Source organism: Allopusillimonas ginsengisoli (assembly GCF_004153455.1).
Lineage (GTDB): Bacteria > Pseudomonadota > Gammaproteobacteria > Burkholderiales > Burkholderiaceae_B > Allopusillimonas > Allopusillimonas ginsengisoli.
The window spans coordinates 1-13,916 of the sequence record NZ_SDQE01000006.1 but is presented as its reverse complement, the minus strand read 5'-3'; the positions used below and the strand labels follow the sequence as shown (position 1 = coordinate 13,916).

Genomic DNA, 13,916 nt, shown 5'->3' with positions numbered 1-13,916 from the left:
ACACATCTGCGAGTATTGTCTGCCTTATTCTTCTGGCCTACCTCGGTTGTGGTGCCGGACGGGCCTGGGAAGCGTCAATCTGCATCATACTTCGTCGTGCCATCAAAATAAGCTTGACAACGAGTTTCGGAATCCACTGCGCCATCAGGCTGATAGCGGCTTCCTTGGACGCGACTGCGTCCGGGATACCTGTGATCCGGGCTCCAGTATCGAATAGCACGGGGTATCGAAGTAGTTGCCGCTTTTGCACCGCTGAAAGCGTCAGCTCCTCTCTCGATATGCATTGCGTTGTCGTCGCGGGCACACTCCCTTCCTCATTGCATATACGCATCAGGCATCGAAAGTTCATTTGTCCTCGTTTCGGCATCGATTTCAAAGTTTCCGTTCCGGGCTGCGGTTTCCGGCAGGCAAGGTGTACTGAAACGTGGCGGAATCGCCATTGCCGTGGCGCACTCCTCAAGCGAGATGTCTAGTCCCCTCTCTGGGTCTCAATTCTTATGCATCTCTTGGAACGGCGATGGATCTGATTCACATGTGCCTGCTGTGCTTGAGTGAGGGCACAAGCAATTTTTCAACCTATATTAGGAGTAGGCAAACGGCCACGATTAACTGAGAAAAGATATGAGGCGGTAAAAAGCCAGCGCGCAACCGCACGGTCTGGCGCCTGTATGGTTCCACCGAAGCGATTCGGAATTTCGCTCTCGAAGCTCTGGCGGCGGGCGCCAGCACTGTGCATCTGCACGCGCGGGATGATAATGGCTGCAATGAAGTTTCCTTGGGCGAATTCCGCGCCGTTGTCGAGCTCTGAAAGAGAGACATCCCAACCCTCGCCGTTGACGGTTGTCTACCAGCACCACAATGGGCCGCTAATAACACGTACGATGACGTGGCAAGCTCCGGGTCGTTCGGCTTAGGGTAAATACTCACGCGGGAAGTCTTGATTTAATTAGTCGTTTACAACATACTTACTGGAAAGTATGTATATATTCTGCAGATAAAGAAACTACTCCTGCGTGTAAGCATGCAAAATGAAATCGGAAGTTATCCATGGCATCAGAACAAAGACGACGCACCAAGCAGGAGCAACGTGACGCGAGCATCGAAAAAATCTTGGCCGCCGCAGAAGAGCTCTTCATTAAGAAAGGCTTCCATGCCACGACAACGGAAGAACTAGGTACTCAAGCTGGACTTACAAAAGGTTCGGTGTACTTTTATTTCGGAGATAAAAATACGCTTTTGTTGAGTCTGCTGGACAAAGTACAGATGCAAGTATTGACGCCGCTGAGCGAAAAGCTCAGTGCAAAAAACGTCCCACCCATGGAACGGATACGGGAATTCTTGGTGCATCAGGCCAAGTTGGCCAAAATCGCGCCCGCCATGCTGTTGTTGCCCATCATGGTGTCGATCGAGTTTGCGGGCACGGGTGAAGCCGCTGAAAAACGAGTGAAATGGGGGTATCGTCGAACCGCGCAGTTACTGGAAAAAGTCATCGCAGAGGGGCAAGCTGACGGTGTATTTCGAGCCGATTTGAGCGCCGGACAACAGGCTTCAATGATTCTGGCGCTCAACGACGGCACGATGCTTGAGTGGTGGCGAAGTAATCGCAAGATAACGGGGCGTGGACTCTTCGATGCTTTATATGCCGTGCTTTTTGCCGGTATCGCTTTACCAGGCATTGCTAGGCCAAACTAAATTCTCGCTGAGCTTTGATGACGCGGCCTATATAAACCGTAGACACACACTAAAAGGGAGTGGCAAATCAAATGTACCAACATCTAATGGATCTGACCGGCAAAGTTGCGGTAGTTACGGGAGCCAATAGTGGAATTGGTTTCGGTATCGCAAAAGGGCTGGCGTCAGTTGGGTGCAACGTGGCAATCTGGGCAAGAAGTTCTGATAAAAACCGCGCAGCGGTTCAGGCGCTACAAGGCTTGGCCGGCGATGCGGAGGCTTTTACCTGTGATGTAACAGATCGCACTAGTGTAGAGCAAGCCGCAACTGCGACATTGCAACGATATGGTTTTATCGATGGCATGTTCGCCAATGCAGGGATGGGTGGCGGGGCCCGCGTACCGTTTCTGGAACGCCAGTCGTCCGATTGGGAGCAAATGATCGAGTTGAACCTCTACGGTGCACTTCATGTATGTCAAGTGTCATTGGCATGCATGAAGTTGCAGAGCGAGAACGGCAGGCGAACAGGCCGCATCGTTCTCACGTCGAGTATCGCCAGCCATTTCGGAACAGCAGCGAATGAACATTACGCCATGACTAAAGCGGGGCTCACTTCGCTAGCCCGCTCGATAGCGGTAGAGTTCGCCCGTTATGGAGTTACCGCCAACGCGCTACTCCCGGGCTACACAGCCACCGACATGACCACCGGCTTGTTTGATAACGAAAAATTCGTCAAGGCGGTAATGCCGCGGATTCCAGCACGCCGGTTCGGCGAAGTAGAAGACTTCTCGGGCGCGGCAATCTATTTGATGAGTGACCTTTCCAGCTATCACACAGGCGACGCCTTGACGATTGATGGCGGATATTCCGTTTATTAAGAATGTGGATGTTTTCAGTAAAACAATACTGACTGGACAGTTAGTTTTAAAGCGGATGTATTACTACGGTTGCAATGCATCAATCATAAGAGGCGAACAAAGTGAAGATAAAGCAACAAGCGATCGCAACACGCCACCCTGAAGAAGATATCAAAGAACGGTCACTACAATTGCGCGTCAAAGCCGGCCATAAGCTTGAGTCCGAAGAGGAGATGACCCCGCGGTATAGAGAAGTGCTTATCCAGACGATGCTGATAGCTGCAGATCTGGAGCTGATGACCCTTCCTTCCTACTACGGCGCATTATGCATGGCTCCTACTCTAGACGACAAGATTGCAGTGGCGGCTTCAATTCAAGACGAAATGGGACATGCGCAGGTGATGTACCGTATGTTAGAGGATTTCGGATTTGATGCTCAGGAACTGATCATGGAACGATCCCCCGACGCCGTCAAATCTTTCGAGCTGATCGAACAGGACGTAGGCGACTACATTACTTGCGTCGTCATGATGGCTCTGGGCGATCGCGCCGGCTACACCACCACTCGCGATCTCGAGGCCAACTGTTCTTTTGGCCCCTATGCCAGGTCTCTACGAAAAGTGAATTTCGAAGAGCGCTTTCATGTAGCGCACGGAGAGCGCTGGGTCAAATACTTCTGGCAACACTCCTCGCATGCTCGCCAACGTGTTCAGGCAGCAGTAGATCTGTTATTTCCTATGGCTGCCAGTTGGTTTGGAACACCAGATGCAATGAAAAAGCGTACCGACCAGCTCACCTACAACATTCGAGGTTTGAGCAACGATGAGTTGCGCCAACAGTGGCTCAATGAGGTGGTGCCGTTCTGTGAATCAGTGGGTATTGAGATACCTGCACATTTCGACCGTGAGCTAGGGCGTTACGTCCTCAGCTACGAAGAGCCAATAGCTTGGAATGAGGAAAATAAAAAATGGGACTTTGATACTCAAATTACTTGGCCGGAGAAATTCGCGCACTGGAAAAAAGGCGGGCCAATCAAACGTTCTGGCCTAGAAAGAATTCAGAGCGAACGCTGGGGTAAAGAACTATGGTGACCCAAGAAGAACTTTTTAGCCTGATCGGCTCAGTGCGAGATCCTCATCTGCCGTTCGGCCTTGCTGAGCTCGGAATGCTCGAGCGCGCCGCGATTACGGATAGTCATGCGATAGAGATAGTTGTCAATATCCCTTGTCACCACTGCCCCGGACTTCAAGTTCTTCAAGATGATATTGAGGCAACGCTGCGGGCGGCCGGATTCAGTCAGGATATATCAGTTTCTTTTGAAGGCAGTGGGCCATGGCTTCCCACAGACATGTCCGACCGGGCCAGGGCCGCCTTACGAAAAGCTGGGATACAAATCAATTCTGACATATCAGACTCAGAAGGAGCAGCAACATGAGCTTTCCTTACAAAGAAGAATTCTATGAGGTTTTTGCACGTAAGGACTCCAACGATACGTTGCAGCACGTCGGCAGTGTAAAAGCGCCTAGCTCCGATATCGCCATCACCCGTGCCTGGTATGTCTATGACCAGCATCCCTGGTCAGAAATGTGCCTTGTACCGTTGGCAGCAGTCATTCCGGTAACGGAGCGTACAAAACGCGTCAAAATCAAGCCGATCTGAGCTCTTGTTTTCTTAACAATCGATTTTCTGAGGCGATGCCAAATGAATAACACCTCTCACGACACAAACGTCTTATTGCGTCTGGCCGATACCAAACTGGTGCTAGGTAATGTCTGCATAGCGACAGTATTCAATGGCCGTTCACTAGGCGATTTCGCAACCTTGCTAGCCATAGCAGGTACTTCGTTAGGTGCGACACGCGCGCTTTACCGCCTTTTGGAAGCTGCTGGCGAGGAGTTTAACTGGCTGGAACGTGGCCGTAGCGCAGCGCAAATTGCCTCTGCTGACATTCTGGATGCCGCACCAGAATCCTGGGCGGATTTGATGGCGACGATATTTTTGACCGAAGCCGCAACAACTGCTGCTGCCGACCAATTGCAGCGCAGTGCCAATCGACTGTTGGCAAACCAAACCCGAATGATCTCTCGAGATGGCGCTTTCCATATGGCTTATTGCTTAGGCTGGTTGAAAACCTTAGCGGAATATGATTTAGATTCTGTGACATCTGCGGTGTCCACGCGTTTGCCTCTGGCAACACTTTGGGTTGAGCAGTGTACCGTGGAAGCAAAGAAAGAATTCCTATCCTCTATTGAGCCGATACTAATTTTTGACAACCAGCATCTTGCAAAAGAAAACGTTCCCGCTGACTGGGATGAAAAACTTGGTCGCGCTGGACCATTGCCAGCATCGTTGTGGGAAATCGTACGGTTCAAAGACGTTGAGCTCGCCCGATGAAGCAAGCTGCCAGATTTCCCAATGCGACAGACTATGGCATTGATACGAGCGGCGTCAAATGCCCATTTTGTCACGATGCCGATAAGGTCGATTTTGAAAATATGACCGGCGGCGCCGCAAACGAACTACTTATGCGCTGTACAGCCTGCCGCTCGTTCTTTTACGTCTTGAAAGACACTGCCTTTCTACATTAGTCAGCAACTAAAGAAACGCTTGACGCGTATCCGAGATTCGCACAGCGTAGCCACTTTATAAACCTTAAAGAAAAGGATGGAGACAATGAAAAAGCCACTGCAAATACTGCTCGCACTCGCGGCTGGCCTGCTTATCGTTGCGGGTAGCGCCATGGCCTATCCCGACAAGCCAGTACGCATCATAGTACCTTGGCCTGCCGGCGGAGGTGCCGACTATGTTGCGCGGGCCTTAGGGAAAGAGTTGTCCGCGCTTTGGAAGCAATCAGTAATTGTAGAGAACGTTGGCGGTGCCGGTTCGATTATTGGTGCTGAAAAAGCAGCACGGTCAGCGCCAGATGGTTACACGGTAATGCTAACCATAAACGGCACGATTACCAGTAATCGCTTCCTCTACAAAACGTTACCATACGATCCGGACAAAAGCTTCATTCCTGTATCGATGCTGGTGCAAAGCGGCCAGTTGATTCTTGTGAACTCCGCAGTCAAGGCAAAATCGATGGAGGAATTGGTTGATCAGATCCGCAGCCATCCGAACTCTATGTCCTATGCATCGTACGGCAAAGGGACGCAACCAAACCTGTTGTTCGAACTGCTGAAAAAACGGGAGAATATCGACATTCTGCATGTCCCCTACAAGGGCTTGGCGCCAGCACTGACCGCTGTGATGGCCAACGAAGTACAAATGACAGTGGTAAGCCCTAGCAGCGCCACGGGTGCACTGAATTCAGGTCGCGCCAAGCCGGTTGCGATCGGATCGGAATCACGGTCCAGCATTATGCCTGACGTACCTACCGTAAAAGAAGCAGGGTTTCCTTACATGGCGGCGACAATCTGGTTCGGGTTATTCGCACCGGCAGGTACGCCGGCAAGCATTGTAGACCGGCTTCAAAACGATATCTCGACCGTCATAAGGAAACCCGATTTCTCAAAATCTCTGGAAGAGCGCGGTTTCGATGTCGTAGCTAGCAATTCCACAGAATTCTCCGAAATCATTCAGGAAGAAACCGCGCGCACCGCCGAGATGGCAGACGCAGCTAACGTCAGGCCCGAATAATTTTCCCATCCTCTTTTTCATACGCAGGAGTAGATTCCAGCATGCAGACCCCATCAGTGTTGGACGCTTTTTTCCGCCCGCGCAATATTGCTGTAATTGGCGCTTCGGGAGACCTCGGCAAAATGGCGTCCCGTCCCCTTGCCTATCTTAAGAAACATGGATTCCAGGGAGGAATTTACCCGGTGAACCCAAAGTATCAGGAACTGGGTGACTACCCATGCGCTGCCGATATCGAATCGCTTCCAAAGGAAATCGACCTTGCCATGATCTCCTTGCCAGCAGCCGCCATACCGGATACGGTGCGCCGTTGTGCTGCCAAAGGCATCAAGGTGGCGACCATACTATCCGGCGGATTCGGGGAGCTTGGAACGGAGGCTGGACGGCAGATCGAAGACGAGCTACGCGCTGTCATACAGGAGACTGGCATACGGGTATGCGGCCCCAACTGTCAAGGGGGTATCAATCTATTTGACCGTGTAGCTGCGACATACTCGGGCGCTTTATCCAGTAGCGCCTTGCAAGCAGGCCCCATCGCTCTTATTACACAAAGCGGTGTTTTTGGGGGACTCGTCTTCGCAGCAGCACAAGAAGAGAGTATAGGAGTCGGTTTTTGGGCTAGCACTGGCAACGAAATCGATCTGACATTTAGCGACTTCCTTGACTATATCGTCGAAGAAGATCGCATACGGGTCGTTGGCGGCTATCTCGAAAGCGTGAAGGATGAAGGGGCACTATTTATCGATGCGTTGCGGCGAGCGCGAAGTGCAGGCAAGCCGGTAGTACTTCTAAAAACCGGTCGTACCGATGCGGGCCGTGCTGCCGCTGCGTCCCATACGGCTGCCTTGGCAGGTTCCGATGAAGGTTACAGTGCGGCATTTGTGAAGGGTGGAGCAGTGCGGGTTGATTCCGCCGATGCCTTCCGCGACCTGACAGCGGCTTTCTCGACCGGCCGTATTCCCCGCGGGCGCCGTGTTGCCATACTTTCGATCTCTGGTGGTGCTGCAACCCTTATGGCTGACGACTGTAGCCAGCAAGGTTTAGAGATTGCTGCCTTTTCAGATGCGTTGCGTACACGGCTAGCGAAGGTTGTTCCTGTCTTCGGCAGTGTAGTCAATCCTGTGGATCTCACGGGTCAACTGGTGGCAGACGCTACACTGCTCGAAAAAACAGCTGGCGAAATCATCCATAGTGGTGAGGCTGACATCGTGTCAATTTTTATTGGTATGTGCGACGGCAACAAGGATGCTTTGGTTGATGTAATTGGGCGCCTAGCGTTGCAAACAGACTTGCCCATTGTCGTAACCTGGGTCGCAGCAGAAGATAAATCCATTTATCCCACCATCAGAAAGCTGGGCGTCCCGGTTTTTAAAGACCCGACGGCTTGCATCAGTACCGTGGCACGGATGGTCGAGTGGGCGCTCCAGTCCGATTGCTCTAGGACCTCTCAAGAGCCGGGGCAGCAAGTCTCGTGGCAAAGGTTAGAGCAAGTATTAAACAGCTATCCTGCCGGCGTCCTTTCGGAGGTTACTGTGAAGAGCCTACTCAAAGAAGCCGGCTTGCCGATACCTGCGGGCCGACTCGTGCAACAAGTCGCCGATGCGCAACAAGCCGTATCCTCTGTCGGGGGCGAAGCCGTTATGAAGCTTCAAGCGAGCTCGATTCCGCATAAGTCAGATATTGGAGGGGTGCGCATCGGCGTGACGCCAGAAACAGCGGAGAAGGAATTCCTATCACTGAAAGCACTCTTTCCGCCTGATGCAGAAGGCGTACTTGTAGAAGAACGGATACGTAATGCCAGAGAGTGCTTCGTCGGCATTCAGCGACACCCTGTTTTCGGCCCTATGGTGGCCGTTGGATTAGGCGGAATATTCATCGAGATCTTCCGTGACGTAGCCATCAGACTCGCCCCTGTCAATCTTGACGAGGCGCATTCGATGATCGCGGCGTTGAAGGGATTTCCGATCCTTCAAGGTGCCCGCGGTAGAGCCGGTAGCGATATCAAAGCACTGGCGAAGCTAGTCCAACAGGTTTCCGAAATCGCGGCAGCGGGTCAGGAAACCATACAAGAAATGGATCTTAACCCGATATTTGTACGCCCGGAGGGATTGGGCGTAGTCATTGGCGACGCCCTGTTGGTGCGTGCCTAACGCCCCTCCGCACCAACTTTACTGAGAAATTTTTACTTCTATGGACAATGTTGAGATGACCGACGACCTGATTACCCTCATCAAGAATCGAGTGGGCTACATCACTTTTAACCGCAGCAAAGTGCTGAACTCCTTCACCCCAGAATTCCTAGGCACCCTTATCGCAGCGATTCACGCATTTGAAAAAAATGACGAAGTACGTGTAATTGTGCTGACCGGCACAGGAAAGGCTTTCTCGTCGGGTGGCGACAAAGCCTTTCTCAATGCGCTGACCAAAATGACGCCCTTGGAAATTCGCACAACCGTCTATACCTATTTTGGCGGGGCAGCTAAAGCGATCAAACTTTGTACTAAGCCCATTGTTGCATCCGTCAATGGTCCCGCCGTGGGGGCAGGCTGTGAGATTGCCGTCGCATGCGATTTCCGCATCGTGGCGCGCGAAGCATTTTTCTGCGAATCCTGGATCGATCTGGGGATTATTCCCCCGCTAGGCGGCATGTTCCTACTGCCTCGCTTGATTGGCTTGGGCCGAGCCAGCGATATGGTGATGCGCGGCGTTCGAGTGTACGGTGAAGAAGCAGCCGCCATCGGGTTGGCCAACCAGGTTGTGGACCTCGAATCACTGGAACAGGCGACATGCGAATTTGCTGAGGATCTGGCGCGCAAGGCGCCGATGGCACTCAGCGTTGCCAAGGAGGGGCTGAGGCGCGGGCTGGAGTCAACAATAGACAGTGAATGGGGCTTTAACGTCTATGCCCAAAGCGTGCTGTTGAATGGCCCGGACTTCGAAGAGGCGGTTCAAGCAATGGAGCAGAAACGCGCTCCAAATTTCTGATTCGTGGTCCATTCTCCCATTTCCCCTCTTATGCAGGAACTATCCAGATGAAGCTATATGGAAAAGAATCTGATGTCGCGGTCATAACCATTGACGCTCCTCCTGTCAATAGTCTTGGGCATCAAGTTCGGTCGTCTATCGTTTCCGCCTTGAACGAGGCCATTGCCGCGCCAGCGGTTCGGGCCATTGTTTTGATAGGCAACGGAAAGATGTTCTCCGCCGGAGCCGACATCCGAGAATTTGATGGGCCGGAGGTTTGGCGCTATCCGGATCTAAGTGCAGTCATTGAGGTAGTCGAAAACTGTCTTAAACCCGTCATTGCAGCTATCCACGGCATGGCTATGGGAGGAGGACTGGAACTTGCACTTGGTGCGCACGCCCGCATTGCTACCCGTGACGCCCTACTGGCTCTACCAGAATCCAAGCTGGGCTTGCTGCCAGGCGCCGGCGGTACGCAACGGTTGCCCAGACTCGTCGGGCTTGAGCGGGCGCTGGAGATGATCGTTTGGGGAGAGTCGGTTACTGGGTCCGTGCTGTCGCATACGCGCTTGCTCGACGCCGTGGTCGATGAGGACACCGACCTGTTAAATACTGCAGTGAGCTTTGCCGGGCGTATGGCCAAGCACAATCGGCCGCAACGTGTGAGAGATATTCAGGTCGAGCACAGAGATGCACAACAGTTGCTTACCGCATTTCGGACCAAGGTGAAACTGCGGGCTCCTGGCCATCCAGCCAAGCAGCGCTGCATAGACGCTCTCGAGTCTTCAGTATCAATGCCGTTCGGCCTGGCTCTCGAGCAGGAGCATACGTACTTCAATGAACTGTCTGCGACCTCTGAATCACGCGCGTTGCGGCATCTTTTCTTTGCTCAGCGTACGGCGACGATTATCTCCGACGTTCCGCGAAATACACCAATCCATCGTATTAACAGTGCGGCAGTAATCGGAGCGGGCACAATGGGTACAGGAATAGCTCAATGTTTTGCACAATCAGGCATCCCGGTCCAGCTTCTGGAGGTTGATCAGGCCGCTCTGGACCGTGGCATGGCAGTGATTAAAGAGGGATTCCGCCGTGCCTGCGAGAAGGGGCGTATTAGCGCAGCCCAAATGGCGGAGTATATCTACATGGTGACTCCAACCTTAAGCTATGAGGCCATCCATGGGGTAGATATCGCCATTGAAGCAGTATATGAGAAGTTCGAGATCAAGCAGAAGATCTTCACTATGCTTGATGCGAATCTGAAGCCAGGAGCCATCCTCGCGTCAAATACCTCGATGTTGGATATTAATCGCATTGCTGCAACGACGTCTCGCCCAGCAAACGTAGTCGGCACGCATTTCTTCAGTCCTGCACATGTCATGCGTTTGCTTGAAATCGTACGTGGCGATCACACTAGCCCGGAGGTTCTTGCCTCCGTAATGCAACTGGCAAAAAACCTTGGTAAAACAGCTGTCATAGCGCGGGTATGTGATGGTTTCATCGGCAACCGGATGATAGAGCAATATTTACGCCAGGCTGGCTTTTTGCTGGAAGAAGGCGCGTCGCCCGCGCAGGTGGATAAAGCTATCGAAGGGTTTGGTTTTGCCATGGGCCCTTTCCGGATGAGCGACATGGCTGGCAATGATGTAGGCTACGACATACGCAAGCGCCGCCAGGTGGAAATGCCTCATTTGCACTACAGCAAGCTGCCCGACCTGCTGATCGAAACAATGCAACGCCGAGGTCAAAAAGACGGACGCGGTTGGTATGACTATAAGGACGGCCAATACCATGCGATCTCCAGCGACGAAGTTGACGCGATGATCGTAGGCTATCGTAAGGATTCTGGCATCACGGCGCGGGCTATCTCCGACGATGAAGTCATCCACCGCTTGGTCTACGCTCTGGTCAATGAAGGATATCGGATTCTTGACGAGGGCATTGCACAGCGCGCGTCTGATATAGACATCGCTTACGTCACGGGCTACGGCTTCCCGGACTACCGTGGAGGCCCCATGTTCTACGCACAAGAAATGGGTTTAAGCGAAGTTGCGGAAAAAATGCGCGAGTTTTCCCGTAACCCCATGGCGGACCCAGCATTCTGGACACCGGCATCGGGCCTTGAGCTTCACATTCTTGAATCTCAGCGTAACGCTTGCGTAACAGATGCATGAGGATGCTATGAGAGACGTATTTGTTGTAGCCGCAACGCGGACTGCAATTGGAGCCTACGGCGGCGCATTAAAAAACGCTCCACCAACTCAGTTGGGTGCAATCGTTATAAGGGAGGCGTTGAAGAGGGCGGAGTTGACTGGATCAGAAGTCGGGCATGTAGCGATGGGCAACGTCATCAGCACAGAGCCCCGTGATGTCTTTCTATCAAGAGTTTCCTCTATAGAAGCGGGGATCAGTCATGAGACACCGGCGTTCAACGTCAATCGTCTCTGCGGATCCGGGTTACAGGCGATAGTCTCGGCAGCGCAGTCCATCATGCTCGGAGATGCTCGTATCGCCGTTGCTGGGGGTGCCGAAAGCATGAGCCGAGCTCCGTATCTGGCCTCGTCTCAACGCTGGGGAGCACGCATGGGGGACAGCGCCATGATCGACATGCTGCTAGGGGCTTTGACCGACCCCTTTAATCAGATTCACATGGGTGTCACCGCCGAGAACGTTGCCGCCCGTTTCGGCATCTCACGACAGGATCAGGACGCACTTGCCGCCGAATCCCACCGGCGTGCTGCAGCTGCCATTGACACTGGGCGTTTTCATGAGCAGATCGTCCCCGTCGTTCTTGAAACACGCAAGGACATTGTCAAGTTTGATACGGACGAGCACGTAAGGCGCGATATAACCCTTGAGAGTCTGTCAGGCCTGCGGCCGGTGTTCAGAAAAGATAATGGTACGGTCACCGCTGGTAATGCCTCTGGGCTGAATGACGGCGCGGCTGCGGTTGTTCTGATGGACGGCGCTACGGTCAAGCAGCGACATGTAAAGCCCATGGCCCGATTGGTTACATACGCGCATGCAGGCGTCGACCCCGCCTTCATGGGTATAGGGCCAGTGCCGGCTACACAGATGGCGCTTAAGCGAGCAGGTCTATCTGTCTCGCAGATGGACGTCATAGAAGCCAATGAAGCTTTTGCGGCGCAGGCCTGTGCGGTATCACGCGAACTTCAGTTTGAACCGGAAATAGTAAATCCCAATGGCAGTGGTATTGGTTTAGGGCATCCAGTCGGTGCAACAGGGGTAATCATCGCAGTCAAGGCGCTCTATGAACTTCAACGGATCAAAGGTCGATATGCATTGGTCACGATGTGCATCGGAGGGGGACAAGGTATAGCAGCGGTGTTTGAGCGGGCGTGATTCAGAACAACGCTGGTTTCGGAATTATGCCATTGGTCAAATCCCACGTCCTTCAATCCACTGTCAACACGTCTCTTGACGACCATCTGGGTGAGACGCCCCACAGTGAAGCATTGCTGGCCAGCACCTTCTTGAAGGCCTGCCGCGATACAGTCCGCCTGCTTAACAGGCTACAGCACCGATCGCGAATTCATTGTGCATCCCGAAGCAGCCGTTATCATTCGAGATTGGATGACAATCGTGACATTTTTGAACGCCAGTTTCGCTGCCGTGTATACCGCGTGATGCTTAAGTTTTTCGTGAACAAACTCGGCGTAGGCGAGGATCAGCTGCTCTGTGACTGCGAGCCGTTAGGCTCTACTTGAAACTGGAGCGCCGGATCAATGCCACGCTCTGGCAGCTTGGATATCCGACTAAGAATTCACTGAAATCCTGGTGTACAGAATTTGAACGGAATCAGGATCTTCGCCAAGGCTACCAACGGACAAAGCGACAGTACACTGATGAGAAAAAGCGTGGTGCCGTGGATCACTATGTTGAACAGGGCCAGTTACTTGCTAGCCGTCAGCAAAGGCTATCTAGCTTTCGGCTTTATTGTTTTGGTTTTTTGGCCAGCTAATTCCTTACTTCGTGCCGTCTAGCCGGCGCTGATCGCAAGGGCTTTCTCGCGATCAGCGCCGGCTGCTAGCGTCTTGAATCGCATTTCCACGTCGAATGCCGCAATTGCCTGGGCACTCATTTCTTCGACCAGCTTGTTGACGCTAAGGCCTCGCGATTGCGCTAAGGTCTTCAGGCGCTGGGCGGTATCGTCCGGCAAACGTATGGTCTGTGTGCTCATCACAGATTCTCCAAACACTGTGCGGGTGTTAGTACCCGCAGCTCCTTCCAGGTCAGTTCTCCGCGTGCCACATCGCGGACATTGTGCGTAATAATGGCCTGCGCTCCACCGGCAATGGCCAGTTCAATAAGATGATTATCGCCTTCGTCGGGTAGATTAGGCCGCCAGCCGTAATAGACTGATACCCAACGCCCAGCTTGGGCGAGCGCCGCCAGAATTTCTTGACGCTCCTGTGGGGTAGTTCATTCGTGGGGTAGAGCCTAACGGGGAAGAACCGGAAGAGCCCAACAAAAAGCCCCTGAATTAATAATGAATCAAGGGTTGCATTTGGTCTGGGGCGGAATCGAATAGACACGATGTAAACCAATATTTACGCACTTTTCCCGACTTATGAGAGCTGCGGGGTACAAGCTGGGGTACAGATGCAAAAAAACGATAAAACCAGCCTGTGGTTCAAGCCCGCTGTTGCGCGCAAAGTAATAATGAGCCACTTCGCGCAAAGTAAAACCGAACCACTTTTCCGTAAAGTTAGCCTTTTGTGCGCGAAGGCTGACGATGCTTCAGAAGGATCAGTGGATGTCCAT

13 protein-coding genes and 2 pseudogenes are annotated in these 13,916 nt (G+C 52.7%); 13 read left to right on the top strand and 2 right to left on the bottom strand.

The genetic code is table 11. The annotated features are described in order from the left end of the window. The first annotated feature begins 664 nt into the window (after positions 1-664). The 13 genes and pseudogenes from ERE07_RS22375 to ERE07_RS12150 form a co-directional block, all read left to right on the top strand. Entirely contained in the window at positions 665-808 is a 144-nt protein-coding gene (locus ERE07_RS22375; protein WP_130009425.1) for a 3-keto-5-aminohexanoate cleavage protein, read from the top strand. A gap of 239 nt (positions 809-1,047) precedes the next feature. Further along, positions 1,048-1,692, top strand: coding sequence for a TetR/AcrR family transcriptional regulator (locus ERE07_RS12205; protein WP_130009127.1), 645 nt, complete (start codon positions 1,048-1,050; stop codon positions 1,690-1,692). Between the two features lie 71 nt (positions 1,693-1,763). Continuing rightward, positions 1,764-2,549, top strand: a complete 786-nt coding sequence (locus ERE07_RS12200) for an SDR family NAD(P)-dependent oxidoreductase (RefSeq protein WP_130009125.1) — start codon at positions 1,764-1,766, stop codon at positions 2,547-2,549. A gap of 101 nt (positions 2,550-2,650) precedes the next feature. After that, entirely contained in the window at positions 2,651-3,619 is a 969-nt protein-coding gene (locus ERE07_RS12195) for a 1,2-phenylacetyl-CoA epoxidase subunit PaaC (RefSeq protein ID WP_245153686.1), read from the top strand. Next, on the top strand, positions 3,613-3,963 hold the full coding sequence (locus tag ERE07_RS12190) for an iron-sulfur cluster assembly protein (RefSeq protein WP_130009124.1): 351 nt from the start codon (positions 3,613-3,615) through the stop codon (positions 3,961-3,963). The genes ERE07_RS12195 and ERE07_RS12190 overlap by 7 nt, the downstream gene beginning before the upstream one ends. Further along, positions 3,960-4,187, top strand: coding sequence for a phenylacetic acid degradation b (locus ERE07_RS12185; protein ID WP_130009123.1), 228 nt, complete (start codon positions 3,960-3,962; stop codon positions 4,185-4,187). The genes ERE07_RS12190 and ERE07_RS12185 overlap by 4 nt, the downstream gene beginning before the upstream one ends. 42 nt (positions 4,188-4,229) lie before the next feature. Next, a complete protein-coding gene (locus ERE07_RS12180) occupies positions 4,230-4,922 on the top strand; it encodes a Phenylacetic acid catabolic protein (RefSeq protein ID WP_130009122.1) in 693 nt (230 codons plus the stop codon). A gap of 279 nt (positions 4,923-5,201) precedes the next feature. After that, entirely contained in the window at positions 5,202-6,170 is a 969-nt protein-coding gene (locus ERE07_RS12175; RefSeq protein ID WP_245153685.1) for a Bug family tripartite tricarboxylate transporter substrate binding protein, read from the top strand. Between the two features lie 41 nt (positions 6,171-6,211). Beyond that, positions 6,212-8,317, top strand: coding sequence for an acetate--CoA ligase family protein (locus tag ERE07_RS12170; protein ID WP_130009119.1), 2,106 nt, complete (start codon positions 6,212-6,214; stop codon positions 8,315-8,317). 55 nt (positions 8,318-8,372) lie between these two features. Continuing rightward, positions 8,373-9,152, top strand: a complete 780-nt coding sequence (locus ERE07_RS12165; protein ID WP_167670868.1) for an enoyl-CoA hydratase/isomerase family protein — start codon at positions 8,373-8,375, stop codon at positions 9,150-9,152. Positions 9,153-9,199: 47 nt separating this feature from the next. Continuing rightward, complete coding sequence (locus tag ERE07_RS12160) at positions 9,200-11,305, top strand: 3-hydroxyacyl-CoA dehydrogenase NAD-binding domain-containing protein (protein WP_130009116.1); 2,106 nt, start codon at positions 9,200-9,202, stop codon at positions 11,303-11,305. 7 nt (positions 11,306-11,312) lie between these two features. Further along, a complete protein-coding gene (locus ERE07_RS12155) occupies positions 11,313-12,494 on the top strand; it encodes an acetyl-CoA C-acyltransferase family protein (RefSeq protein ID WP_130009114.1) in 1,182 nt (393 codons plus the stop codon). Between the two features lie 340 nt (positions 12,495-12,834). After that, a pseudogene (locus ERE07_RS12150) lies at positions 12,835-13,053 on the top strand (IS3 family transposase); the annotation flags it as partial. A gap of 78 nt (positions 13,054-13,131) precedes the next feature. Here the strand turns inward: ERE07_RS12150 and ERE07_RS12145 are convergent. Together ERE07_RS12145 and ERE07_RS22370 are read right to left on the bottom strand one after the other, a co-directional pair. Next, positions 13,132-13,332 (bottom strand): ribbon-helix-helix domain-containing protein, encoded by a 201-nt coding sequence (locus ERE07_RS12145; RefSeq protein WP_130009113.1) that lies wholly within the window; start codon positions 13,330-13,332, stop codon positions 13,132-13,134. Then, a pseudogene (locus ERE07_RS22370) lies at positions 13,332-13,553 on the bottom strand (PIN domain-containing protein); the annotation flags it as partial. The pseudogene ERE07_RS22370 and the gene ERE07_RS12145, both read right to left, overlap by 1 nt. Positions 13,554-13,916 lie beyond the last annotated feature (363 nt).